Origin of the sequence: Fictibacillus sp. 5RED26, from assembly GCF_015903895.1 — a bacterium.
Lineage (GTDB): Bacteria > Bacillota > Bacilli > Bacillales > Fictibacillaceae > Fictibacillus > Fictibacillus phosphorivorans.
This window is the reverse complement of record NZ_JACZDU010000001.1, coordinates 1,291,244-1,313,816: the sequence shown is the minus strand read 5'-3', so window position 1 is coordinate 1,313,816 and position 22,573 is coordinate 1,291,244. Positions and strand designations below refer to the sequence as shown.

The window sequence follows — 22,573 nt, the reverse complement described above, 5'->3', positions numbered from 1 at the left end:
AACAAAGGATGAGCCTTCTTGAAGAGGCTCATCCTTCTATTTCCAGCTCTTTTTTCAGTTAAAACTATACGTTATATTACCCTACTACTGCTTTTAATGCAGAGATTGCATGATCGATATCTGCATCACTAACATCATAATGCGTTGTTAACCGGATCTGACCTTCACCGAACGATACGGCAAGAACTCCCTCTTGTTTTAGTCTTTCTAAAAACTCTTCATTTCTCTGTTTTGTTTTTTCAATATTGACGATTACTATATTAGTATCAGGTCTATTCACTAATACTAGCCCGTTTATATCTTCAATGGCACCTGCTAACTTTCGTGCTTTATCATGATCTTCAGCTAATCGGTCGACCATTTTTGTTAATGAAATGATTCCACTAGCCGCTAAGAAACCAGCTTGTCTCATTCCCCCGCCTAGACGTTTTCTCCACTTACGGGCTTTATCGATAAATCTCCGTTCTCCTGCCAGAATAGAACCTACTGGTGACCCTAATCCTTTAGATAAGCAAAACTGAACGGAATCACAATATTGGGTAAAATCCTTCACATTCTTGTTCGTTGCAACGACAGAATTAAAAAGTCTCGCCCCATCGATGTGAACAGGAATACCTGCATCTCTAGCCACATCATAAATGCTCTTCATGTTATCTAACGAAACAACAGATCCACCTGAACGGTTATGGGTATTCTCGAGACAAATCAGCGATGTATCCGGAAAATGGATATCATCAGAACGAATCGCTTGTTTGACTAAAGCAGGATCCATCTCTCCTCGAACACCTGTTATTACTCTTGGCTGAACACCTGCTAATGCAGAGATAGCTGCTCCTTCATAAAAGAATATATGAGACTCTGATTCAACGATGATCTCATCTCCGGGTGAACATTGAGCAAGCACCGCCAATTGATTTCCTTGTGTTCCGCTTGTTACAAACAAAGCAGCTTCTTTTCCAGTGATCTCAGCGGCAAGCTTCTCAAGCTTATTGATTGTTGGATCCTCTCCATAAACATCATCACCAACTGTAGCCGTGTAGATAGCGTCTCTCATTTCTTTAGTAGGTTGTGTTAACGTGTCACTTCTAAGATCAATCATACTCCACCTCATCCGGTTTTTTCGTATCTTTTATCATTCAATCACACCATATAAAAAACTAGCATTTCGTTTAATCACAGAAAATCCCAAGTCGTTAAACTTCGTACTGCTTTTATTATCTTTCATCACGACTCGTTCGGACGCTACTCTTTTTGCTTCTTTAATGATTGTGTCGGTAAGCACTCCGTAATCCGCACTGCTCTTTAATCCCTGTATACCAGGAGATGAGATTGTGGATTCAAACATCGGATCAAAATAGACCACATCAAAACTGTTGTCGTGCTGTTTTTTTAGAAAATCATAATGATTTTCATGTACCACATCAATTCTTCTCATCGCATCATTCATTTCTTTAGAGTTGGACTCCCACACTTGAAGACCGCTCTTCACGACAAATGAAATGGCTCTACTGCTCTCAACTCCAACTACAGCCCCTCTTCTACCCGTTACCAAACTAGCAACGATCGCATCAGATGCTAGTCCCAACGTGCAATCTAAGATTTTCATTCCCTCTTTGAGCCGCGACGCTTCTATAAAAGCATCTTTCTCTCCTCGAAGAATCTGTTTAACGCGAAACATAGAAGAATTCGGATGAAAAAAGAACGGTGTGCTGTCGTCTTTTGGATGATACGAGATTTTGTCCACTCCGATCATAAGAACATGGTCATTATATTTCCTAATGATTGAAGAGATAGAGTGGCCATCTCTATCCACAAACATCCCGTCAATCGAGACGGCAACTTCTTGCGCTTTGTTTTTTAATCGTGTTGCATTTTTACCAGCTGTCGTAATGATCATTGTTTTCACCTGTCTGTTTTATTATGTACGATTCCTATTAATCCTCTGTCTCCTATAAACCTGCAAGTAGACTCACGTATCATTTGCATATCTTATGGAACAAACCTAAAATATGGGAAGATAGAAGTATGAGGAGGCTCCAATAATGAAAAAGGGTTTATCGTTTCAAACCTTAGGAAATTTTACATACCGTTTTCGTAAGCTTATTATAACATTTTGGGTTCTAACTACCATTCTCTTAGGCTTTTATGCTGTTAAACTTCCTTCGATCTTAAGCGGCAGCGGGTTTGAAATGGATGGATCTTTCGCAAAAGTAGAAAATATTCTTCAGGATAAGTTTGATCAACCAAAATCCTCCGTGATGCTTGTCTTTGATTCTAAAAAATATGCTCCTGAAGATCCTGAGTATAAGGCTTTTGTATTGAGCGCGATCAAGAAAATGGACGGCGTCCAAGACGTTGTTGCTATTCAAAGTCCTTATGATGTTCCTGACAAAACGATTAAAGAGAACGTTTCTTTTGCTTCTGTTCAGTTTGATAAAAGTTTCGGAGACCTTAAAACGTCTATTGATCAAATAAGAGATCGGTTGCCAGAAGACAAAGATATCTCTGTTTCTTTAACAGGTGGACCCGTGATTGCTGAAGATATGAATACTGCAAGCCAACATGATCTCGCTAGAGCAGAGGCGATCGGAATACCTGCGGCTCTAATCATTCTTCTCCTCGCTTTCGGCGGTTTAATCGCAGCAGGTTTACCAATCATTGTCGGTTTGATCTCGGTTGCAAGTTCACTTGGCCTTCTCTATTTTTACGGACAGACAACCAATGTGAGCATTTTTTTACTTAATGTTGTTCCAATGATCGGTCTTGCGTTAGGAATAGACTTTGCTCTTTTACTAGTCAACCGTTTTCGTGAAGAGCTTCATCGCGGTATCGAAAAGGCTACTATAATTTCTGTACAAACGGCTGGCCGTTCTATTGCCTTCTCAGGTTTATGTGTGTTCTTAGGGCTATCCGGCATGCTGTTGATCGATATTGATATCTTTAAAACCGTTGCGATCGGGGGCATGGTTGTTGTCGTCCTCTCGGTTCTAAATGCTATTACGTTCTTACCGGCCATGTTAGCAGTTCTAGGACAGCGAGTGAACGCTTTAAAATTATTTAAGACGAAAGAGAACAGTAAATCGGTTTGGCATACCTTTGCTGCTTTTGTTATGAAACGACCTATCATCATGGCTGTAGTCGCCGCTCTTGCACTCGGTTTATCTGTTACACCCGTGAAAGACATGAAACTATCCATACCAGAAGCGGACGCACTTCCACCAGATTACGAATCAAGACTTGCGTTTGAGAAATTCGAAAAAACGTTCGGCGAAGATGAGTTATATCCCGTAACATTAGTAGCTGAATCTAAGAAATCATTTCTTACAGACGAAGGTTCACTCGTAGCTCTTGAAAAACTAACAAATGATCTTCAAAGTGAAAAAGAAGTAAATAAAACCGAATCTGTTTTTACTTACACAAATCAATTAAACGGGTCAGAGCTCTTTCAAGCCCTGCAGACCGATCAAGGTAAACAGCAGTTCTCCCCTGTTCTGAAACCTTTTATCAATGAAGATACTGCAGTTATTAAGGCTTATTTATCAGTTGATGTGACAGGTGATGATGCGAAACAGTTCGTTAAAAAATGGGAAAAAGAACATGAAGGTCTGTCCATAACAATCGGTGGAGTTACGAAGTTTAATCAGGAGATTTTTGATGAGATCATAGAAAAAGCGCCTTATGGGTTAGCTATTGTTCTTATTACGACACTCTTCATTCTCATGATCGCATTCCGATCCGTTTTTATTCCGATTAAAGCGATCTTTATGAACATGCTTAGTTTATCCGCTACATTCGGCATCCTTGTTTGGATCTTCCAAAGCGGTGTCATTATGGAACCTGTTGATATCGGACTGATGATTCCCGTTTTCACTTTTGGAATCGTTTTTGGACTCAGTATGGATTACGAAGTCTTCTTGATCTCTAGAATACAAGAGATCTATGAAGAGACAGGCGATAATGATCGTGCTACGTTACTCGGATTAACTTCCACATCTAAAATCATTACATCTGCTGCAGCAATCATGATCGTAATCACAGGATCATTTGCTTTTACAAATGTTATGCCTGTGAAACAGATTGGTATAGCGATTGCACTCGCCATATTTATTGATGCAACCATCGTGAGGATGGTCTTCGTTCCTTCGCTCATGAAACTGCTAGGAGACTGGAATTGGTGGATGCCATTCATAAAGAAAAAAGAGAAAAATAAAAACGGCACCCTTTCTTAAGGGATGCCGTTTTTAAAAGTAATTGTGGGAAAACCGTACATTATATCCTATAATAAGATTAGCAAGTCTCATATTTAAGGGGTGTTCATATGTTTGAAATCATCATTATTCTTTTACTTTCTTATTTACTCGGCTCGATCCCCTTTGCACTCTTAGTTGGAAAAATAGGATACGGCATTGACATTAGAGAACATGGAAGCGGTAACTTAGGCGGTACGAACACATTTAGAACACTAGGAAAGAAAGCTGGATTTATTGTTTCTGCAGCAGATGTTTTAAAAGGAACACTGGCTGCGAGTCTACCGATATTGCTGGATGTTGACCTTCATCCTCTCATCGCAGGAGTACCTGCTGTAATCGGACATTGTTATCCTGTGTTCGCAAAATTCAAAGGCGGCAAAGCAGTTGCTACTTCTGGTGGCGTTTTATTATTCGCTCAACCGTTATTGTTTGTACTCGTCTTGTTCACTTTCTTTTTGACATTATACATAAGTAAATACGTTTCTCTGTCATCCATCATGGCTGGAGTTGGTTCTGTAATACTAAGTTTCTTCATAGCAGGTGATTGGCTGACTACGTATATCTTGATCGGTTTTACACTGTTCTTAGTCTATCGACATAGACAAAACATTGTACGAATCGCTAAGAAAACTGAGCCAAAAGTTAAATGGATCTAGGAATCGTTCTTTTAAAAAAGGACGGTTCTTTTTTTATTCCATATTGATCTACATGGACAAGGTTTACTTCATACCCTTTTCATATGGTTTTCTGATAAAAGTCGAAAAATAGGCTCTTCTCCTAAAAAAGTACAGGCGATTTCACTAAAAACTCCGCATTTGTCCGTGTCCGTTTAGGTGTTTCGGTCATATGGTGTAATGTGACGTTGACCTAGACTTAAATATTTGGAGGGACTGAAATGGAAAATAAAAAAATGAATATGCCTTATGGTGACAATATGAACATGAACATGAAGCCGGTAGCGAACATGCCGATTCATCATGGTGATTATCATGGCGGAGGCTATGGTGGCTATGGACACGGTTGCGGCTTTTTAATTATTGTTGTTCTATTCATCCTGTTGATCATTATCGGTGCTACTGCGTTTCATTGTAAAGAAGAAGAAGAATACGAATGTGACGAATCTTCATCTTCATCCTCATCTCATTAAGTCATCATATTTAAAAAAAAGAAAGAGAGAAGCAGATCAGCTTCTCTCTTTCTTATGTTCAAAAATCCATTTATACTAGACGTAGTGAATTAACAATGCTCATCATATGCTCCGAGAAGATTCTCAAGAATCTCTTCAGGTGCATGATTTTCAATGTTATGACGATGAATAAAATGAACGACTTTTCCATCCTTTAATACAGCCATCGACGGTGAAGATGGTGGGATCTCTCCAAAAAACTCTCTCATTTGAGCTGTCGCTTCTTTATCTTGGCCAGCGAAAACCGTTACAAATTGGTCAGGTTTTACCGTATGATTGATAGATGCAACAGCGACTGGACGAGCAAGACCAGCAGCACATCCACAAACAGAGTTGATAACAACTAGTGCTGTACCTTCTGTTTCTTGCATAAAATAATTCACTTCTTCTGGTGTTTTTAATTCTTCAAATCCAGCACGTGTTAGTTCGTCTCTCATCGGCTGAGCCATCTGTTTCATATATTCTTCATAAGCATTCATATTATATATTCCTCCTGAAAACGATTCATTTACATACAATGTTATTATAACGTAAACCGTCTATCTTTTTAAAATGTTTCTGCTTATCTCATGAATCTTCTTGTTCTCTAGAATTTTCACTGTTTCGTTATGAGCGTTGAAAGCTTCTTGTATCATTGCTCTGGCAACAGAGCTTGCTTCAATAGGTTCATATTTATTAGGATATATAAAGGGTAGAGCTTTATATAATTTTTCAGCAAATCTTTCTCCGAACCTAAACTCTTCCCGATCCCCTATTAATAAAGACGGTCTAACAATCGTCAAAGTTGGAATGCTCATTGAGATCAACTGAGATTCCATGCTACCTTTTACTCGATTGTAAAAAAACGTAGAGTTTGCATGAGCACCCATAGCTGAAATTACAGAAACATGCTGTATATTTAACGTATGAGCAAGTCTTCCAAGTTTAATTGGAATATGTAGGTCTACTTCTTCAAATGCTTTCTTAGATTTTACTTTATTCATCGTCGTTCCGATACAGATGAACATAACATCCGCTTCTGTTTGTTCTAGCTCGTAATCAGCTGCTGTAAAATCAAAAATAACTTCTTTTATCTTTTCATGCTTTATATCAGATGACTTTCTAACAAGCAGAATGATCTCTTTACACATAGGATCAGTCAATAATTGCTTCACAACTTCTTTTCCTACTAATCCGCTTGAGCCTGCTATAATTACTGTTTTCTTATTCATATCATACGGTCCTTTCTGCTACTAATAAACTTATCTTACCATGAGCTGAGGTGTATATGGATGAACCATACTTATTTTATTACCGGTTACCCTGGATTTATAGCTTCAAAGCTTGTAGATGCTCTTCAAAAAAAGTACCCTTCTTCTACGTTCTATTTATTAATTCTAAAGCATGAACGTGAACTAGCTGAACGAAAATTAGCACCACAACTCCATAACGTTTTTCTGATAGAAGGAGATATAACAAAACAAGATCTCGGACTATCTTCTAACACGATCGTAGAACTTTATGAACGTATTACACATTCTGTACATCTTGCGGCTCTTTATGATCTGACCATTGCTTATGAACCTGCACATCTCTGCAATGTTACCGGTACAAAAAACGTCCTAACTTTTGTTAGTAAATGTCCTAACCTAAAGCGTTTTTGTTATTTCAGTACCGCTTACGTTTCTGGGGATGAAAAAGGATTGATCTTGGAGAATGACATAAGCATGCCTAATCGTTTTCGTAACTATTACGAACAGACAAAACACGAAGCTGAAGTGCTTGTTCGTGATATGATGGACCAACTACCGATTACAATCATCCGACCTGGTATTATTGTAGGTGATTCAAAAACAGGGGAAACTCTCAAGTTTGATGGTCCCTATTTTATGATGCAGTTTATAAAACGGCTAGCAATGTTCCCAATTCCCTATATAGGAAAAACATCTTCTAAGATCCACCTTGTTCCAGTGGATTTCATTATTGAGGCTTCTCTATTCCTCATGCACGATCGTGTAGGTGAATCCAAAACGTATCATGTGCTTAGTCCCGATTCACCCTCCATACAAAAAGCATATACTCTTTTATGCCAAGAGCTATCAGGAAAAAAGCCAAGCTGGACGTTAAACCGGAGAGTAGCTGAACGTTGCTTATCCATTTCTTACATTTCCAAGTGGCTTGGTGTTCCACTTGAAACCCTATCTTATTTTTCTCATGATGCTATATATGATACTTCACAACTCGTAAAAGACTTGGAAGGGTCAGGCATCGTTTGTCGGTCATTTGAAGAGTATGTAGGATCAATGGTTCACTATTATAAAAACAATGCTAAAGATAAAAATTTAATAAGATACTAAAAAGGGTGACGTGCTTCGTCACCCTTTTTCTTATACTGAATTATGATTCCTACTGACAACACTGGCACCAAGTGTATCTTTAAAGTGGGATAGTCCCCTTCGTGACCAGACGCGCTAAAACTTTAAAAGTGCGTCTTCGTGAACGACAAGCGTGAAGCCTCTATTGTAAGCATCCACAGCAGTAAGTAGTGCACATATATCTGTACAAACTCCTGTCAAATGCAGCCCTAGTATCCCTTTTCTCTCCAATCTCCAAGTCGGTTACAGCAAATGCGCTGTACCTCGTCTTATCTAACCATGAATCTGATTGCTTCGTCTTTTTGATTATCAACATATACTTTGTTCAATTCACCATAAGAGGAGGAAACAGTTTACGTTCAGGTTCATAACGATCGTTTCTTCATGTATATCATTTGAGAATACAACGTAATCTTCTTCCTGCAGAAACTACTCTGTTAACTCTATAACTCAACCTTGAATCTGCTGGCACGGTCTGCCACACGTTAATTTAGCATCATTCTTTCACAACATCCTCTGATCAACCAAGTGTTTCAATTTCTACACTACGGATACCATCAATCTTTTTCACATCATCATAAAGATCTGTAGTGTACCTTTTTTCGTAGATGGAAGCTGCCATCTCCATTTTTTTGTAGTCATTCTCAAGGTCCTTAATTCGAACATTAACGATCTTCACTTTCAGTTCATTGATCTCTTTCATAACATCACTCATTATCGTATCTGGGTTGACGACTAATTTTAACTTGATGTCAATCTGCCTTAATGCTTTTGGACCGATCCATTTCATGATTAGAGGAATCAGTTCCACACTGATAAGAATTAAAAACGCACCTGCAGCAGCCTCTTTATAAAAACCAGCTCCTGCCGCAATTCCTAATCCAGATGCTCCCCATATCATAGCTGCAGTTGTTAGTCCTGAAATGACATCGTTACTTCTTCTTAAAATAACACCAGCTCCAAGAAAACCAATCCCACTAACAATCTGAGCAGCTAAACGCATAGGATCCATGACTGTTTGGCCAGATAGAAGTGAAAATTGTCTAGCAGATTCTATGCTAACAATCGTGAGCAAACAACTGCTGATGGAGATTACAAGGCTCGTTTTAAGACCAACGGGTTTGTTCTTCAACTCCCTCTCTATACCGATAATCAACCCGAAGAATGCCGACATTCCAAGTTTTACTAAGACAAGACTCATGATGTTTACACCTCTCTCCTGTTTTTGCCCTCTTTTAATAATACGCAAATCATCCCATTAAATCCTTCTAACTTCAAGAACGATTCCCGTTGAATCATGACGTTGCTCCGTATATAATAGAAATTGATTTTATCAGAAAATAAAGATTATTCAGTAAAAGGAGGTATAGAGAACTAATTTCATTCATTTTAATAAGAGGAGGAAAAGCATTGTTACCAAAAAAACAGCAAAATTACGAACATTCAAGGTACAGTGAAATCGTTAAAACGAATCAGTTTCAGCAATTAATGGCTGAGAAAAAACGTTTCATCCTTCCAATGACCGTGTTTTTTTTACTGTTTTATTTCAGCCTTCCCATCCTAACTGCTTATACAAATGTACTGAATCAGAATGCGATCGGCGATATTACCTCGGCTTGGATCTTTGCTTTCGCTCAGTTTATCATGACGTGGGCTCTGTGTATGATTTATACAAAACGAGCGAAACGGTTTGACGAACTCGCTGAAAAAGTGATAGCCGATATGGACAAGGAGGCTTCCTCATGAATGGTACAGCATTTTCTTTGTTTCTAGGAATCGTTGCTCTTACTTTAGTCATAACCTATTTTGCTTCTAAAAAAACAAAAACAACGAGTGACTTCTACACAGCTGACGGTGGATTGACCGGGATGCAGAATGGTCTTGCAATCGCCGGAGATTATATGTCGGCCGCTTCATTCCTCGGTATTGCGGGCACGATCGCATTATCTGGGTTTGATGGCTTCTTTTATAGCATCGGTTTTCTTGTGGCATATCTGGTCGTGCTGTTCTTAGTAGCTGAGCCTCTCCGTAATCTAGGGAAGTATACGATGGCTGATATGATTGCTGCGAGGTTTAATGATAAAAAGGTTCGTGGTGTTGCGGCATTGAATACGATGGCGATCTCAACATTCTATATGGTCGCTCAATTAGTAGGTGCTGGTGCTCTTATCAAACTATTACTAGGTATTGAGTACATATATTCGGTACTTATCGTAGGAGTGTTGATGACGGTTTATGTGGTATTCGGTGGTATGACAGCCACATCATGGGTACAAATCGTAAAAGCCATTCTATTGATGCTTGGTACGTTTATCATCTCTGTCATGGTGTTCGCAAAATTTGGTTTCAGCTTTACAGAAATGTTCAATCAAGTTAAAAACGCCACCCCACTAGGCGAATCGTTCTTGAACCCCGGTAATAAGTTCAAAGATCCGCTTGATACGATCTCTTTAAACTTAGCACTTGTCTTAGGAACTGCAGGTCTTCCTCATATACTTATCCGTTTCTTTACGGTAAAAGATGCTCCTACTGCTAGAAAATCGGTTGTTTACGCGACTTGGTTGATTGGCGCTTTTTACATCATGACAATCTTTTTAGGATTTGGTGCTGCAGCTTTTGTAGGACAAGATCAGATCGTAGCTGCAAATGCAGCTGGAAATATGGCAGCTCCACTGTTAGCCGAAGTACTTGGAGGAGAGTTTTTGTTTGCTTTTGTTTCTGCTGTTGCGTTCGCTACCATCCTAGCTGTCGTAGCTGGTTTGGTTTTGTCAGCAGCTTCTGCTTTTGCTCATGACTTTTATACACATATCATCAGAAAAGGTCATGCAACAGAAAAAGAACAGATGAAAGCCGCAAAATGGGCTTCAGTAGGGGTAGCGATCATCTCCATCATACTGGCATTGTTCGCACAAAAACTAAACGTCGCTTTCTTAGTCTCTCTCGCCTTCGCTGTAGCAGCTAGCGCGAATCTTCCAATCATTCTTTTAACAATTTTTTGGAAGCGCTTTAATACAGCAGGAGCCGTGACGGGAATGCTAGTAGGACTCATTAGTTCACTTGTTTTGGTTATGATCTCACCAAGTGTATGGTCTCCTGTAGAAGGAGCGGCAATTCTTACGGGGGAAGCCATCTTTCCACTTGCTAACCCAGGGATTGTTTCCATACCACTAGGGTTCTTAGGCGCTATCATCGGAACGTTGCTTACTAAACCATCAGACGTTGATAAGTTTAATGAAATTTTAGTAAAAGCAAATACAGGGTCCGGCCTTCGTAAAGGTGCTTGATGATAAAAGGCTGTTTTTGTATTCATTGTTGCTATTGAAAGTATTGATTTCCGTTTCAGATGCTCGCTTTCCGTGGGGCAGGCGTCTCGATCCTTCCACTACAATCAAAAGTCTAAGAAGTAAATAAAAAGACTTAAAAGTACAATCTATTAGAAAACGCTTTATCAAAAAAACCGGCTATTAATCAGCCGGTTTTTTGATGGATTCAGATTGTTTTGGAACAAAGGGATAAAATAAGATCCCTGATGCCAGTAAAGCGATTCCGAACAAGAAGGTTTTGATATCTGCGGTACCAGCATAGATGACCCACAACGAATAAATGGCAGCTACTGCTGCAATGATCCCATCTGTTGTTCGATTTCTTCCTGATTTTTCATACGTCTCTCCTCTCATAACGAGCTTCAACTGATAAAGAGACGCGAACAAATATGGTACTAGAAAAGCTAATGTTGCTATAAAAATCATAAAATCAAAAGCAGATGCCATCGATTGAGAAATCACAGAAAACAAGAAAAGCTGTGTGCATAGGTTCGTGATCCAAAGAGAGAAAACGGGTGCGCCTTTTTTGTTTTCTTTCAAAAAGTTTGTTATGAACATTCGTTGCTGTGCTGCCTGAAAAGGGACTTCTGCAGAAAGTAAAACCCAACCTACAGTTGCTCCCAATAATGAGATCACTCCTAAAGCAGCCATGATCATGCTTCCAGAAGGCCCGATAGCTGCCATTAACGAATCAACTAGAGGTTTTTGAGAGTTGATCAATTCCTGTTGCTGCAGTGTTCCCATAACTAGCAATGTAATACTTAGATATAAAGCAAGTGCTATTAAAAGTCCTAGGATCGTCGCTTTTTTTACATCGCTTTTCTTTTTAGCACGTGTTGCAAAAACAACTGCAGATTCTACTCCTACAAATGCCCATAATGTTGCGATTGCAGCATTATTTATCTGCGATAGAAAACCAGAAGTAACACCGCCTTCACTCTCGATCGGCTCATAAAAAGGGACGAGATTGCTGCTTTGGAACGCAAATAGACATGCTAGTATAAATAGTAAGAATCCTAAAACTTTAGCTAAAGTAGCTATAAAGTTTACCTTCCCTGCTCCCTCAATGCCGTTAAGAATCAAAAAGTGAACGCTCCATAAAAGAATAGAACAGATAATAAAGGTGATGACTCCTCCTAGTTTCACAGATGTACCCATCACAGTAAATAAAATTGTTCCGTTCGTCATAACAGGGAAAAAGGTAGAAAGATAACTTGCAAACGTAGTGATGATCGCCACATTACCTGACCAATTAGCTACCCAATATCCCCAGCTTACAAGGTACCCGGCTAATAGTGATGATTGCGAATCTTGTTTGAACAAAGCTTTCGCATAGTTTTGTGGCCCTCCATTTAACTCTGGCTTTCTTAAACTCAAATTTCCGAATACAAGAGCTGTCATCAATACACCAAAACCTGTAATCAGCCAGGCTGTTAATACACCAGATGGACTAGCTACTTCTGCTAATGATCGTGGCAACATGAAAATACCCGATCCTACCATATTTCCTACTACAAGCGCTGTTAAAACCCAAAAGCCCAGATTTCTTTTCAAAGTAATTCCACCTTCCTCTAGGCTTATTTTACCCAATGAAGGACATTGCAAATCCTGTTGTTATATGGATTAGAAAGGCTATATGAAAAGTAAGAATCGAAAATAAAAAAATTAGTGATAAAAAATATAAGCATATATATATAGAAAATACCTCTCAAAAAGAAAAAAAGCCTGATTATCAGGCCTTTCCCCTTAGATTTGAAGATATGTTTTTCCGTCTTCTTGAACGATTTTTTCTTCTTTCATAAGTTTACCAAGAGCTCGTTTGAATGCAGCTTTACTCATCTGAAAAGTCTCTTTGATCTCTTCTGGAGATGACTTATCTGTTAGAGGCATCTGTCCTTTGTTTTCTCTTAAATATTGATAGATGCGTTCAGAATCCTCACTATAGGCAATTTCTTTTCTAGCTCTCATCGATAAGTTCATTCTTCCATCTTCTCGAACGAACGCTACACGAGCTCCTAGCTTCTGACCAAGACGAGGCTTAACCTTTAACTCATCGTTATGAATGAATCCGATGTGCTGTGACTCAGTGAACAGAAGTACACCCGCTTCATTAATCTTATAAACATATCCTGAAGTTTGTTGATTAAACATTTCTTCTGTTGCCGCTTCTGCTTGTTCTACCATCTCTTCTTCTGTAGCTAAGTCAGCAAAGATTCGGCCTTTTTTATCTAATTTCATGCCTGAATATACACGGTCACCAAGATGCGGCCATTCATCCCATGATTCCGGAAGATCGTCTTTTGATAAGAGAATATCTTTCTTAATGCCGATATGAAGAAATACCCCTAACTTCCGATTCACACCTGCTACTTCTAGCCAAGCTAATGAATCAAGACGAACTTTTGGAATAGTTTCTGTCGCAGCAAGTCTGCCTTCGTGATCTTGATATAAAAAGACCTCTACCATATTTCCTTCTTCATGTTTGCTCTTTGCTTCAGATCGATGTAAAAGTACTTCTTTGCCATCTTCAAGATCTAAAACATAGCCTAGATCAGAAATCCGAACAACTTTAAGTGTATACACTAAACCAGGTTTTTTTGTATCCATATTTTCATTCCTTTTTTTAAAAGATAGATAATAAAAAAGAAAAAACCTACATAGTAGGTTTTCGCCTTCTTGTTCTTAATTATTCATCCTTATTTTCTTTGGATGCTTCCAATTCCATCAGCTTTTTTACTAAAATATGCTGAGGCATATGCATCAACTGTTCAAGAGGCACGTTTAGCGCTTTTGCTAATTTCACCGCAGTATCAGCTGAAAGTTGTAATGGTTTCATATGCATCCCTCCTACAGAAGTATAGCAGTTTATAAGGATACTTTACACTATTTCTTAAAATAGTCCTACTGCTTTCCCGTCTTCTGATACATCCATGTTGTTTGCTGCAGGTACTTTTGGAAGTCCTGGCATCGTCATGACATCACCTGTAAGAGCAACGATGAACCCAGCTCCAATCGACGGTTTAAGTTCTCTGATCGTAATCGTAAAGTTTTCTGGACGGCCGAGTTTTTTTGGATCATCTGAGAATGAATATTGAGTCTTAGCCATACATACAGGCAATTGATCCCACCCGAAATCAGTGTACTGCTTCATTTGCTTTACAGCTTTGGGTGAGAACTGTACTTCTCCTGCTCCGTACACTTTTTTACAGATCGTCTCTATTTTTTCCTGTAAAGAAACATTCAGTTCATAAAGAGGTTTGTAGTTATTCGCTTCTGTTTCAATGGTTTCCAACACTCTATTCGCCAATGCCTCTCCACCTTGTCCGCCTTTAGCCCAAACATCAGCTTCTTCGGCAGCAACACCTTTTCTATTGCACCAATCTTTTATGAAAGCGACCTCTTCGTCCGTGTCCGTCACAAATTTGTTGATCGCAACAACAACAGGTACCCCAAATTCTTTCAATGTTTCTAAATGTTTCTCAAGGTTTGGCATCCCTTTTTGAAGAGCATCTAAGTCCGGGTTCTTCAAATATTCTTTTGCAAGACCTCCATGCATCTTAAGTGCTCTTACTGTAGCAACAATAACAACTGCACTTGGATGGATACCCGCATATCGCGCTTTAATATCTAAGAACTTCTCCGCTCCAAGGTCAGCCCCGAATCCTGCTTCTGTTACGACCATCTCACCGAGTTTAGAAGCTAGCTTTGTCGCGATAACACTGTTACAGCCATGAGCAATGTTTGCAAAAGGGCCACCATGTACAAGTGCTGGCGTGTTTTCTAATGTTTGTACAATATTCGGGCGAATCGCATCTTTTAAAAGTAATGTAAGTGCTCCATGAGCATTCAGATGTCCGGCGGTAACGGGTTGATTGTCGTAATCAAACGCCACTACCATCTTAGAAAGTCTCATTTTCAAGTCTTCTAGGTCATTTGCCAAACAGAAGATCGCCATCACTTCTGATGCAACCGTAATATCGAATCCATCCTCTCGTGGAACACCTTGAACGGGTCCGCCTAAGCCGATGACGATCTTTCTTAATGCTCGATCATTCATATCTAATGCACGCTTCCAAACGATTCGGCGCGGATCTATGTTCAATTCATTTCCTTGATGTATATGGTTATCGATCAATGCTGCTAATGCGTTATTAGCAGTTGTTATGGCATGCAGGTCTCCTGTGAAGTGAAGATTAATATCTTCCATCGGCATCACTTGAGAGTATCCTCCACCTGCTGCACCACCTTTAATACCCATGCTAGGGCCAAGTGATGGTTCACGTAAAGCGATAATCGTTTTCTTTCCAACACGATTGAGTGCTTGTCCAAGCCCCACGGTTACCGTAGACTTGCCCTCTCCAGCTGGTGTTGGACTAATTGCTGTTACCAAGACGACTTTTCCATCCTCAACATTCTGAAGTTTTTGAAACAGATCTAATGATAGCTTTCCTTTGTATCTTCCATAAGGCTCCCAATCATCTTCTTCAATTCCTAGTTGTCCTACAATTTCTTCGATTCGAAGCATTTTCGCTGATTGGGCAATCTCGATATCACTTTTGAACGTAACCTTTTCTAGCATGTTGATTTAACCCTCCATCATATGTAATTGACTCCACTCTCTATTGTATATGAAACAAGTATGTGATGCGATTAGTTTTTCTATTACAACTTCTAATCATGTAGTTTACTTGCTAAGAGGTTATCGTATAATAAGAATGGAAAGAAATACTAAGTGTTCATTTTAAGGAGGCAGGTAAAATGGCAAAAATTGATGTACGTGGATTTGGTACATACGAGATTGAAAATGGCAAAAAACTTGTAAATGCACTTGAAGACAACGGAATTGATATTCTTCACCGCTGTGGAGGCAAAGCGAAATGTACAACATGCCGAGTGGAAGTATTGTCAGGAGATCTAGGACCGATCGGTGAGAATGAAGCTAATATTATCGCTACGAAGGGTCTATCTGGTAATGTAAGATTATCTTGCCAGATTTGTGTGAGTGAAGATGCATCGATCAATCCAGTTCTTACAGTAACATCAGAAGGATTAGACGCTGGACCTCGACCAGCAGAAGAGTGTTAGTCTAGATTCTAAATAACTAAAAAGGCCATTATTTTGGCCTTTTTTTAATACAGATCATTCACTTTGTAATGACAACCTAAATTAAGAATGTTGATTTTGGATGTTTATTTTCTCTTCCTATGAAAACTTACTCACTTTTTGCCTTCCCACTCTTCAAAAAACTGCTCTAGAAAGTTTTCTAGAAAGGCATGCCGGTCATCTGCTAGTTTTTTTGCATAAGGAGTATTCATCCCATGCTTTAATTTTAACAACTTTTCGTAGAAGTGATTAATAGCTGTACTTCTTTCATTCCGATACTGCTCTTTTGTCATCGTCTCTCGAATAGGAATCGCAGGGTCATACATCAATTGTCCTTTTGCTCCGGAATACGCGAATGTTCTTCCGATTCCGATCGCTCCAATCGCGTCTAAACGGTCGGCATCCTGGACGACCTTACCCTCAATTGATTCCATCTCTTTTCCACTGCCGCCTTTAAATGACATCGTAGAGATGATCGTCATAATATGCGTGATGTATGCTTTTTCCACGGAAATGGATTCTAACCATTGTTTCACTTCTTTTAGACCTTCTTCTTCAGTTTCAGCAATTTTTTCGTCAGCTATGTCGTGTAAAAGTGCAGCCATCACACAAACAAAATGGTCTGCACCTTCTTTTTCTGCAATGTTCAGAGCTAGATTTTTAACACGATAGATGTGATACCAATCATGACCACTGCTCTCATCTCTTAACTTATCTTTTACAAACGTCTCTGTTTGTTCGATCATTTTCTCTTTCATGCTTACCCCACTGTACAAGAATGTTTTCTTTCGTTGTTGGTTTGTAACCGGTCTAGTAGTTCATACGCTTTTTGCTTTGAGGTGATATTTTCGTTAACTAAAGACTCTAGTACTGCAATAAAGTAACTTCCGTCAAACGATAACTGTTTAATTAATGTGACTTCTAATGCTATTTTCACTTGAGGTTCACTTGCGTCCGTGTAATGTCTCCCGAAATCTACAAAATGAAGGTCTCCATCACTTAGACGAAACCCTTTTGAAGCTAATAATGCTATATAGTCGTCTAGAACGTTCTCATTCATGTCTACCTCAACCCCAAAATCAAAAGATTCTAGTAAATTGTACCAGTTATATTTAGGAATTATCAATGACTTCTTTCTTAGCTCTTATGATTTTTCCGTTCAATGCTTGTGTTACGAGATGATCTGCATCTTTGTTCTTGTTTCTAGCCACCCATTCATAAACAGGTTCGATCTGAAGTTTCTTCAATAGTGTTTCGATTTTATCTGCCCAGTTCTGGAGGTTCGTTTCATAACATGGCCATTCCCCTTTGAGCTGCTCGATGACAACCTTCGAATCTCCTTGAATCCTAACTTCTTCATATAGGACGCCAAGTTCTTCAAGTTCTTTTACAGCAATCCACAATGCAGCATACTCCGATTCATTATTCGATTCAATATTGGTTAGACTTGCATTCTTTTTAATACGATAGGTTATACCGTTTTGAGAAAAATGAATAATAATGCCTTGACCACTAGTTCCCGTTTCCGACTTAAAACCTCCATCGAAATAAATAGAGATATCTTTTGGTTCTTCTTTTTTGACTTGCGTTAATTTAGTCAGCTCTTTCTTCGTCCAAGTTACATCTTTTGTATCGATGAAGACCAATTCAGACACTCTTCCGGTCTTCTCTAAATCAGTTGCAGTAAAAAGGGCTTCAGTAAGCGGCATAGGGTCAGAAACAAATCGAACCTTAAAGGGGGATTTTGGATGTTTATACATATACTCGATTGAGAAGTTCATAGTAATCTCCTTTTTGTTTTTTATAAAGTCCTTTATAATACGAATATAATCATATAGAGGAGAGAAAGAATTGATAGAGATATACATTGATGGTGCAAGTGCAGGTGATCCCGGGCTTTCAGGAGCTGGCGTATATGTAAAAGTCGGAAACGGCACTACACATTCGTATCGTTTTCCAATCGGTACGATGAGTAACCATGAAGCAGAATATAGAGCTCTTATACATGGTTTAGAATTATGTATTGAACATAATTGGAGAATCGTATCGTTCCGAACAGACTCTCAAGCAGTTGAGAGCGCTGTGGATAAAAAATTTGCTAAAGATAAACGGTATACAAAACTTTTAGAAGAAGCTCTAGCGCTTTCAGAGCAATTGGATCTGTTCTTTATTAAGTGGATTCCTTCAAAGCAAAATAAGATCGCTGACGAACTTGCACGACAAGCCATTCAATTAAACAAGAGACCGTCAGATGTTTAGAAAGACTTGGTTTGCAGACTTCAATCTACTCCTTGTAGCTCTGATCTGGGGTTCGACTTTCGTTATCGTCCAGAAAGCGATTGCATTTTTAGAACCTTATTCATTTAACAGCGTGCGTTTTTCCATTGCCGCCATAACATTATTGCTATTTATCTTCTTGTTTAACCGTTCGTCACTCAGTCATTTTACAGACAGAAGTATATGGAGCAGCGGTATCATACTCGGCTTTTGGCTATTTTTAGGGTACGGATTTCAGACCGTCGGATTGTTATATACCACGTCTTCAAAAGCTGGGTTCATAACAGGATTAAGTGTTGTCTTAGTGCCTTTGTTCAGCTATTTATTGTTAAGAAACAAACTGAATTGGCAAGTAGGGATTAGCTCTCTTTTAGCTGTAATCGGTTTATATTTATTAACGATCCACAACAGCCTCTCGTTGAACACTGGCGATGGTTATGTACTATTATGTGCTATTTCATTTGCTCTTCATATCGTGTTCACAGGAAAGTTTGCTTCATCATACAACGCTATATGTCTAACGATTATCCAACTTGTGACCGTTGCTGTATTTAGTTTTATAACTGCAATCATGATGGAAGATTGGCAGCAGATGTTCACGGCCCAGTTGGTTCAACAGCCGGAAGTAATCAGTGCTCTACTAATCACCTCATTCTTTGCAACTGCTCTCGCTTTTTTGGCTCAAACACACTTTCAATCGTTTACAACGCCTGCACGAGTGGCTTTAATCTTTGCGATGGAACCTGTTTTTGCGGCACTTACTGCTTATATCATGCTGAATGAACGACTGGGTTCAAAATCATTGTTAGGATGCGGGTTGATTTTACTCGGCATGATTTTATCTGAAATAAGGTTCAATAAAAAGTTGATAAAACGCAAACAAAAAGAGTGGGATCTTACTTAACCCACTCTTATTTGAATCTCTAATTCTTCTAATGCGCTTCGAACACTCTGTTTATCTAAAGTATATCTGCATTCTTCTAAGTCTCTGTCGACTACTTCAGGAACATCTGTAAAAATCGTACATAAATCTTTGCTAAGAACAGCCATCTCGCGCCCTGCTTCAAGTTTCTTCAGATACCTCTTATATCTAGGATCTAGAGTCTCAAAATTTTCATAAATCGATTCAACAGCACCATATTGTTGTATGAGTGGAAGTGCCGCTTTATCACCAACTCCCGCTACACCAGGAATATTATCACTCTTATCACCTAATAAAGCTTTCACATCAATCCACTGTGCAGGTGTGATTCCATACTCTTCTTGGAAGTGATTCAGTGTATACTTCAGCTCATCTCTTTTTACTGTAATAAGCTGCGAAGTCTTCTCGCATAGAAGCTGTAAAAGATCGCGGTCGTTGCTGTAGATGATACATTCTCCGTCACGTTCGTTTCTCCAGCGATACGCAAGTGTACCGATGATATCATCCGCTTCATATCTAGGAATCGTAAGCTGCGTGATTCCGATGTTATCAAAAAGTTGAACAAGTGTCTCAAATTGCTGGATAAGAGGCTCAGGCAACTCGTTTCTTGTCCCTTTGTAATCAGCAAACTTTTCTCTTCGGAGTGTCTCATCACGTTTAACATCCCAAGCTACTACAATGTGAGAAGGCTCATGATCTCGAACGAGCATAAGCAGTTTCTGAATGGTAACACGTATGGCATTCGTAAACTGCCCTTTTGAGTTTCGAGGAAGATCATGCATTTCTTTTCCATAAGCTGTTGCAAAATAACATCTGCTAAGCAGATTAAATCCATCAATTAACAGTAATACTTCTTTCTTTTCCATCTTCTTTTTATCCCCCGGTAAAATATGTTATGAAAAAAGCGCATTTTACATGTGATGTAAAATACGCTTGTTGTCGTTTAAGTAAAATCCGCTCTGCCGTGACTTTATATGCCTTTGGAACCTGATCTCTCAGGTGGGTATCCGCAGCTGCCGTTACAGCCTTCCAAGTCGAATGCTAGGCTTGACTGTCTGACAGATCATATTGGATTCCCGTCATTAGCACATAGGTTAAAGACATGGAAAAGCCACGAACATCGCAGAATTTTATTATACTACCAGTTACTTAAGAAGTAAAATCATTTTGTTTTTTTGCCGTGATGCATCTTTTCCACTTCCATCTCAGCATAAGACGCAAATTCGGTTTGGTGTTCTGCACCGTTTTCTTTCACGTTGTTATTGCGCTGTGCATTAGCGTTGGCTTTTTTCTGTTTACCCATAATGTATCCCTCCTTTTCCTTACTATGGCTAAAGAAAATAAAAATATAACTTACATAATATTTCCTTGACTGGTTAACTTAAGACTAAAAAGGAGGGTTTCTTAAAAATGGCAAATCCTTATTTATGTCCAAACTGTAAGACGAACAGAACGCGTTTTAACGTGATCGAACAAAATCCTGTATCGGTTAAGCTTGATCCATCCACTGGTGATGTAGTTCAACAATATGAAGATGGTGAGTTAGATATGTTCCATCTTCCGTATAAAGGTTCAGAACGATTGATTCAGTGTGGCGCATGTGGAATTGTTGGAGAAGAAGAGATGTATATCAAACGTGCTCAAAGTAATCCGAGAGCGTAGAAAAAAGACTGCCGTTTAGCATTGCGGCAGTCTTTTTTCTACTGTTTATTAAGTCCAGGAAGTTTTAAAGGAACTTCTACCTTTTCTTTTAAAGGGTGAATTTTTGCTATTTTTGAAAGAGTAACGGTGAGGTCACCTTTCGGAAGTCCGTCATGAAAAAATAATAAGAACCCCGATTGCTCACTGTAGTAAGTTCCCATCACATCAAAATTTTGCAGTGTTTCTCCTGATGAATTTTTGATCGTGACGAGGTTGTTCATAAAACGTTCTTGGTTTTGGATTCTATTCTCATTGTAGTTGGGTTGAAAATAAAGGTATTCGTCGTGTCCTACATTCTCTACTTTGCTTTCTATAGAAAACCGAATTCCTTTTTCGTTATTGGAAACATCATTTTCAATTCCTCTGTAAACCACTTTAAAATCAGTGTCGTCAGCGATCACTTCATTTTTCTTAATATCTTTTTCAGGATTGCTGGCAAATTGCACTAGATCTTGTTTAAATACTGAAAATGCATACGATTTGTCCGTTCTATGAACGGAGTGAGTAAACGACAATCTTAAAGAATCTGAATCATTCATATTAAGAAGTTCATCTAGAGCTGAATACGTTTCCAGATAGTAATCTGAATCCTCATTTTCTGTGATATCTGTATGTAACGTGTAAAGACTCTGTCCATTTTCAATGGTTCCAAATAGCGAAACAAGATCCTGATCAACCTTTGAATCCAACTTGATTCTAGATCCCATTTGATAGACTTCAAATGCATCTAAATGAATCTTTTGGTCATTGAAAAGCTCTAGGGATTTATCAATCGTTTCGGTAGCCAGAACAGGCGGTACGTCAAAGACATTATGAGGCTTGATTTTAAAAGTTAAGTTATCAATTTTCGTCTTTCCTTTGTTCGAAGTGAATGTTGGGTTAAGCAGCTTAACCGTCTCACTGCTAAGAACCTCTTTCCACTCTTCATCCGTTTCAACTTTATCGTATTGGATATGTATCGTCATGGACCGGTACAATTTATGCTTGTACACAACACCACCGATCGCGCCTTCTCCTTCATAGATATCGATAGGAAAATGAAAAGTTTTTCCCTTCTTGGATGTAATCTCAACTTGATTAAACGATAATCGAGGAATATCACTCTCCTCTTTATCCCGTTCTGCAAGGTCTACACTGTATAGTATGTACAGCTGTTGCCCGAAGCTATATGTTCTTTCAACCTGGAACTTCCGCTGATTATTCGCTAACGGAATAGAGATCTGACTATTTTCTAATAACTTGAAATGATGAGCAAACTTAAGGTCACTAAATTTTGATTTCTCTGCATCCATTAGTTCTTCCCAGTCTTTCATCACAAGAAAATTTTCATCGTTAACTTGCCATGTTGGCTCTGCATTTTTTTCATATTGCGTGTATATAACAAATCCAATTAATAACAAAAGCCCAATGATGATCTTATTTCGCTTGGTGCTCAAAGTAACCTATCTCCTTTACCA

Annotated in this window: 24 protein-coding genes, 1 other RNA gene and 2 pseudogenes; 10 read left to right on the top strand and 17 right to left on the bottom strand. The window is 38.9% G+C overall.

Annotation, left to right across the window (positions count from 1 at the left end; genetic code table 11):
* Window positions 1-76: 76 nt before the first annotated feature.
* Window positions 77-1,099 (bottom strand): low-specificity L-threonine aldolase, encoded by a 1,023-nt coding sequence (ltaE, locus tag IHV10_RS06900; RefSeq protein WP_197127879.1) that lies wholly within the window; start codon window positions 1,097-1,099, stop codon window positions 77-79.
* Window positions 1,100-1,132: 33 nt separating this feature from the next.
* Window positions 1,133-1,897: a class I SAM-dependent methyltransferase gene (locus tag IHV10_RS06895; RefSeq protein WP_197127878.1), complete on the bottom strand. Its 765-nt coding sequence runs from the start codon at window positions 1,895-1,897 to the stop codon at window positions 1,133-1,135.
* 145 nt (window positions 1,898-2,042) lie between these two features.
* Between IHV10_RS06895 and IHV10_RS06890 the strand changes: the two genes are divergently transcribed.
* The 3 genes and pseudogenes from IHV10_RS06890 to IHV10_RS06880 form a co-directional block, all read left to right on the top strand.
* Entirely contained in the window at window positions 2,043-4,229 is a 2,187-nt protein-coding gene (locus IHV10_RS06890; protein WP_197127877.1) for an MMPL family transporter, read from the top strand.
* Window positions 4,230-4,318: 89 nt separating this feature from the next.
* The gene (plsY, locus tag IHV10_RS06885) at window positions 4,319-4,906 is read left to right on the top strand and encodes a glycerol-3-phosphate 1-O-acyltransferase PlsY (protein ID WP_197127876.1); all 588 of its coding nucleotides are present in this window, start codon (window positions 4,319-4,321) and stop codon (window positions 4,904-4,906) included.
* Window positions 4,907-5,214: 308 nt separating this feature from the next.
* A pseudogene (locus IHV10_RS06880) lies at window positions 5,215-5,328 on the top strand (YjcZ family sporulation protein); the annotation flags it as partial.
* Window positions 5,329-5,486: 158 nt separating this feature from the next.
* Here the strand turns inward: IHV10_RS06880 and IHV10_RS06875 are convergent.
* Both IHV10_RS06875 and IHV10_RS06870 read right to left on the bottom strand, forming a co-directional pair.
* Window positions 5,487-5,915, bottom strand: coding sequence for a BrxA/BrxB family bacilliredoxin (locus tag IHV10_RS06875; RefSeq protein WP_197127875.1), 429 nt, complete (start codon window positions 5,913-5,915; stop codon window positions 5,487-5,489).
* Window positions 5,916-5,975: 60 nt separating this feature from the next.
* The gene (locus IHV10_RS06870) at window positions 5,976-6,647 is read right to left on the bottom strand and encodes an NAD(P)H-binding protein (RefSeq protein ID WP_197127874.1); all 672 of its coding nucleotides are present in this window, start codon (window positions 6,645-6,647) and stop codon (window positions 5,976-5,978) included.
* Between the two features lie 60 nt (window positions 6,648-6,707).
* On the opposite strand from IHV10_RS06870, the gene IHV10_RS06865 reads away from it, so the two are divergent.
* The gene (locus IHV10_RS06865) at window positions 6,708-7,772 is read left to right on the top strand and encodes an SDR family oxidoreductase (RefSeq protein ID WP_197127873.1); all 1,065 of its coding nucleotides are present in this window, start codon (window positions 6,708-6,710) and stop codon (window positions 7,770-7,772) included.
* A gap of 30 nt (window positions 7,773-7,802) precedes the next feature.
* Here the strand turns inward: IHV10_RS06865 and IHV10_RS23090 are convergent.
* Together IHV10_RS23090 and IHV10_RS06855 are read right to left on the bottom strand one after the other, a co-directional pair.
* Window positions 7,803-8,291: pseudogene (locus IHV10_RS23090) on the bottom strand (cysteine hydrolase family protein); the annotation flags it as partial.
* A gap of 19 nt (window positions 8,292-8,310) precedes the next feature.
* Window positions 8,311-8,991 carry an MgtC/SapB family protein gene (locus IHV10_RS06855; RefSeq protein ID WP_197127872.1) on the bottom strand — a complete coding sequence of 227 codons (681 nt, stop codon included), beginning with the start codon at window positions 8,989-8,991 and terminating at the stop codon, window positions 8,311-8,313.
* A 209-nt stretch (window positions 8,992-9,200) separates the two neighbouring features.
* Between IHV10_RS06855 and IHV10_RS06850 the strand changes: the two genes are divergently transcribed.
* The gene (locus tag IHV10_RS06850; RefSeq protein ID WP_197127871.1) at window positions 9,201-9,536 is read left to right on the top strand and encodes a DUF485 domain-containing protein; all 336 of its coding nucleotides are present in this window, start codon (window positions 9,201-9,203) and stop codon (window positions 9,534-9,536) included.
* Window positions 9,533-11,074, top strand: a complete 1,542-nt coding sequence (locus tag IHV10_RS06845) for a solute symporter family protein (protein ID WP_197127870.1) — start codon at window positions 9,533-9,535, stop codon at window positions 11,072-11,074. The genes IHV10_RS06850 and IHV10_RS06845 overlap by 4 nt, the downstream gene beginning before the upstream one ends.
* 180 nt (window positions 11,075-11,254) lie before the next feature.
* Here IHV10_RS06845 and IHV10_RS06840 read toward each other — a convergent pair whose 3' ends face one another.
* The 4 genes from IHV10_RS06840 to IHV10_RS06825 form a co-directional block, all read right to left on the bottom strand.
* Window positions 11,255-12,673 carry an amino acid permease gene (locus tag IHV10_RS06840; protein WP_197128234.1) on the bottom strand — a complete coding sequence of 473 codons (1,419 nt, stop codon included), beginning with the start codon at window positions 12,671-12,673 and terminating at the stop codon, window positions 11,255-11,257.
* A 186-nt stretch (window positions 12,674-12,859) separates the two neighbouring features.
* Window positions 12,860-13,720, bottom strand: a complete 861-nt coding sequence (locus IHV10_RS06835) for a CvfB family protein (RefSeq protein WP_197127869.1) — start codon at window positions 13,718-13,720, stop codon at window positions 12,860-12,862.
* A 79-nt stretch (window positions 13,721-13,799) separates the two neighbouring features.
* Entirely contained in the window at window positions 13,800-13,949 is a 150-nt protein-coding gene (locus tag IHV10_RS06830) for a YycC family protein (RefSeq protein ID WP_082861366.1), read from the bottom strand.
* 54 nt (window positions 13,950-14,003) lie between these two features.
* Window positions 14,004-15,692 (bottom strand): formate--tetrahydrofolate ligase, encoded by a 1,689-nt coding sequence (locus tag IHV10_RS06825; RefSeq protein ID WP_197127868.1) that lies wholly within the window; start codon window positions 15,690-15,692, stop codon window positions 14,004-14,006.
* Window positions 15,693-15,871: 179 nt separating this feature from the next.
* On the opposite strand from IHV10_RS06825, the gene IHV10_RS06820 reads away from it, so the two are divergent.
* Window positions 15,872-16,198, top strand: a complete 327-nt coding sequence (locus IHV10_RS06820; RefSeq protein WP_137789531.1) for a 2Fe-2S iron-sulfur cluster-binding protein — start codon at window positions 15,872-15,874, stop codon at window positions 16,196-16,198.
* A gap of 131 nt (window positions 16,199-16,329) precedes the next feature.
* On the opposite strand, the gene IHV10_RS06815 is transcribed toward IHV10_RS06820, so the two are convergent.
* Genes IHV10_RS06815 through IHV10_RS06805 form a run of 3 tightly spaced genes read right to left on the bottom strand, consistent with a single transcriptional unit; the run spans window position 16,330 to window position 17,997 of the window.
* The gene (locus IHV10_RS06815) at window positions 16,330-16,974 is read right to left on the bottom strand and encodes an HD domain-containing protein (RefSeq protein WP_197127867.1); all 645 of its coding nucleotides are present in this window, start codon (window positions 16,972-16,974) and stop codon (window positions 16,330-16,332) included.
* A gap of 2 nt (window positions 16,975-16,976) precedes the next feature.
* The gene (locus IHV10_RS06810) at window positions 16,977-17,276 is read right to left on the bottom strand and encodes a DUF6123 family protein (RefSeq protein ID WP_197127866.1); all 300 of its coding nucleotides are present in this window, start codon (window positions 17,274-17,276) and stop codon (window positions 16,977-16,979) included.
* A 52-nt stretch (window positions 17,277-17,328) separates the two neighbouring features.
* Window positions 17,329-17,997: a reverse transcriptase-like protein gene (locus tag IHV10_RS06805; protein WP_197127865.1), complete on the bottom strand. Its 669-nt coding sequence runs from the start codon at window positions 17,995-17,997 to the stop codon at window positions 17,329-17,331.
* A 70-nt stretch (window positions 17,998-18,067) separates the two neighbouring features.
* On the opposite strand from IHV10_RS06805, the gene IHV10_RS06800 reads away from it, so the two are divergent.
* On the top strand, window positions 18,068-18,475 hold the full coding sequence (locus IHV10_RS06800; protein WP_197127864.1) for a reverse transcriptase-like protein: 408 nt from the start codon (window positions 18,068-18,070) through the stop codon (window positions 18,473-18,475).
* Complete coding sequence (locus tag IHV10_RS06795) at window positions 18,468-19,397, top strand: DMT family transporter (RefSeq protein WP_197127863.1); 930 nt, start codon at window positions 18,468-18,470, stop codon at window positions 19,395-19,397. The genes IHV10_RS06800 and IHV10_RS06795 overlap by 8 nt, the downstream gene beginning before the upstream one ends.
* On the opposite strand, the gene IHV10_RS06790 is transcribed toward IHV10_RS06795, so the two are convergent.
* The 3 genes from IHV10_RS06790 to IHV10_RS06780 form a co-directional block, all read right to left on the bottom strand.
* Window positions 19,394-20,281, bottom strand: a complete 888-nt coding sequence (locus IHV10_RS06790; RefSeq protein ID WP_197127862.1) for a 5'-3' exonuclease — start codon at window positions 20,279-20,281, stop codon at window positions 19,394-19,396. The genes IHV10_RS06795 and IHV10_RS06790 overlap by 4 nt on opposite strands.
* Window positions 20,282-20,362: 81 nt before the next feature.
* Window positions 20,363-20,547, bottom strand: a non-coding RNA gene (ssrS, locus tag IHV10_RS06785) — 6S RNA.
* Window positions 20,548-20,577: 30 nt separating this feature from the next.
* Window positions 20,578-20,718, bottom strand: coding sequence for a hypothetical protein (locus tag IHV10_RS06780; protein ID WP_197127861.1), 141 nt, complete (start codon window positions 20,716-20,718; stop codon window positions 20,578-20,580).
* A 107-nt stretch (window positions 20,719-20,825) separates the two neighbouring features.
* On the opposite strand from IHV10_RS06780, the gene IHV10_RS06775 reads away from it, so the two are divergent.
* Window positions 20,826-21,077 (top strand): DNA alkylation repair protein, encoded by a 252-nt coding sequence (locus IHV10_RS06775; RefSeq protein ID WP_137789538.1) that lies wholly within the window; start codon window positions 20,826-20,828, stop codon window positions 21,075-21,077.
* Window positions 21,078-21,115: 38 nt separating this feature from the next.
* Here IHV10_RS06775 and IHV10_RS06770 read toward each other — a convergent pair whose 3' ends face one another.
* Complete coding sequence (locus IHV10_RS06770; protein ID WP_197127860.1) at window positions 21,116-22,552, bottom strand: hypothetical protein; 1,437 nt, start codon at window positions 22,550-22,552, stop codon at window positions 21,116-21,118.
* Window positions 22,553-22,573 lie beyond the last annotated feature (21 nt).

Excerpts from the sequence above, each read along its gene's own strand:
- ltaE (WP_197127879.1), bottom strand. The coding sequence starts at position 1,099 with ATGATTGATCTTAGAAGTGACACGTTAACACAACCTACTAAAGAAATG.
- IHV10_RS06895 (WP_197127878.1), bottom strand. The coding sequence starts at position 1,897 with ATGATCATTACGACAGCTGGTAAAAATGCAACACGATTAAAAAACAAA.
- IHV10_RS06890 (WP_197127877.1), top strand. The coding sequence starts at position 2,043 with ATGAAAAAGGGTTTATCGTTTCAAACCTTAGGAAATTTTACATACCGT.
- plsY (WP_197127876.1), top strand. The coding sequence starts at position 4,319 with ATGTTTGAAATCATCATTATTCTTTTACTTTCTTATTTACTCGGCTCG.
- IHV10_RS06875 (WP_197127875.1), bottom strand. The coding sequence starts at position 5,915 with ATGAATGCTTATGAAGAATATATGAAACAGATGGCTCAGCCGATGAGA.
- IHV10_RS06870 (WP_197127874.1), bottom strand. The coding sequence starts at position 6,647 with ATGAATAAGAAAACAGTAATTATAGCAGGCTCAAGCGGATTAGTAGGA.
- IHV10_RS06865 (WP_197127873.1), top strand. The coding sequence starts at position 6,708 with ATGAACCATACTTATTTTATTACCGGTTACCCTGGATTTATAGCTTCA.
- IHV10_RS06855 (WP_197127872.1), bottom strand. The coding sequence starts at position 8,991 with ATGAGTCTTGTCTTAGTAAAACTTGGAATGTCGGCATTCTTCGGGTTG.
- IHV10_RS06845 (WP_197127870.1), top strand. The coding sequence starts at position 9,533 with ATGAATGGTACAGCATTTTCTTTGTTTCTAGGAATCGTTGCTCTTACT.
- IHV10_RS06835 (WP_197127869.1), bottom strand. The coding sequence starts at position 13,720 with ATGGATACAAAAAAACCTGGTTTAGTGTATACACTTAAAGTTGTTCGG.
- IHV10_RS06830 (WP_082861366.1), bottom strand. The coding sequence starts at position 13,949 with ATGAAACCATTACAACTTTCAGCTGATACTGCGGTGAAATTAGCAAAA.
- IHV10_RS06825 (WP_197127868.1), bottom strand. The coding sequence starts at position 15,692 with ATGCTAGAAAAGGTTACGTTCAAAAGTGATATCGAGATTGCCCAATCA.
- IHV10_RS06820 (WP_137789531.1), top strand. The coding sequence starts at position 15,872 with ATGGCAAAAATTGATGTACGTGGATTTGGTACATACGAGATTGAAAAT.
- IHV10_RS06815 (WP_197127867.1), bottom strand. The coding sequence starts at position 16,974 with ATGAAAGAGAAAATGATCGAACAAACAGAGACGTTTGTAAAAGATAAG.
- IHV10_RS06810 (WP_197127866.1), bottom strand. The coding sequence starts at position 17,276 with ATGAATGAGAACGTTCTAGACGACTATATAGCATTATTAGCTTCAAAA.
- IHV10_RS06805 (WP_197127865.1), bottom strand. The coding sequence starts at position 17,997 with ATGAACTTCTCAATCGAGTATATGTATAAACATCCAAAATCCCCCTTT.
- IHV10_RS06795 (WP_197127863.1), top strand. The coding sequence starts at position 18,468 with ATGTTTAGAAAGACTTGGTTTGCAGACTTCAATCTACTCCTTGTAGCT.
- IHV10_RS06790 (WP_197127862.1), bottom strand. The coding sequence starts at position 20,281 with ATGGAAAAGAAAGAAGTATTACTGTTAATTGATGGATTTAATCTGCTT.
- IHV10_RS06780 (WP_197127861.1), bottom strand. The coding sequence starts at position 20,718 with ATGGGTAAACAGAAAAAAGCCAACGCTAATGCACAGCGCAATAACAAC.
- IHV10_RS06775 (WP_137789538.1), top strand. The coding sequence starts at position 20,826 with ATGGCAAATCCTTATTTATGTCCAAACTGTAAGACGAACAGAACGCGT.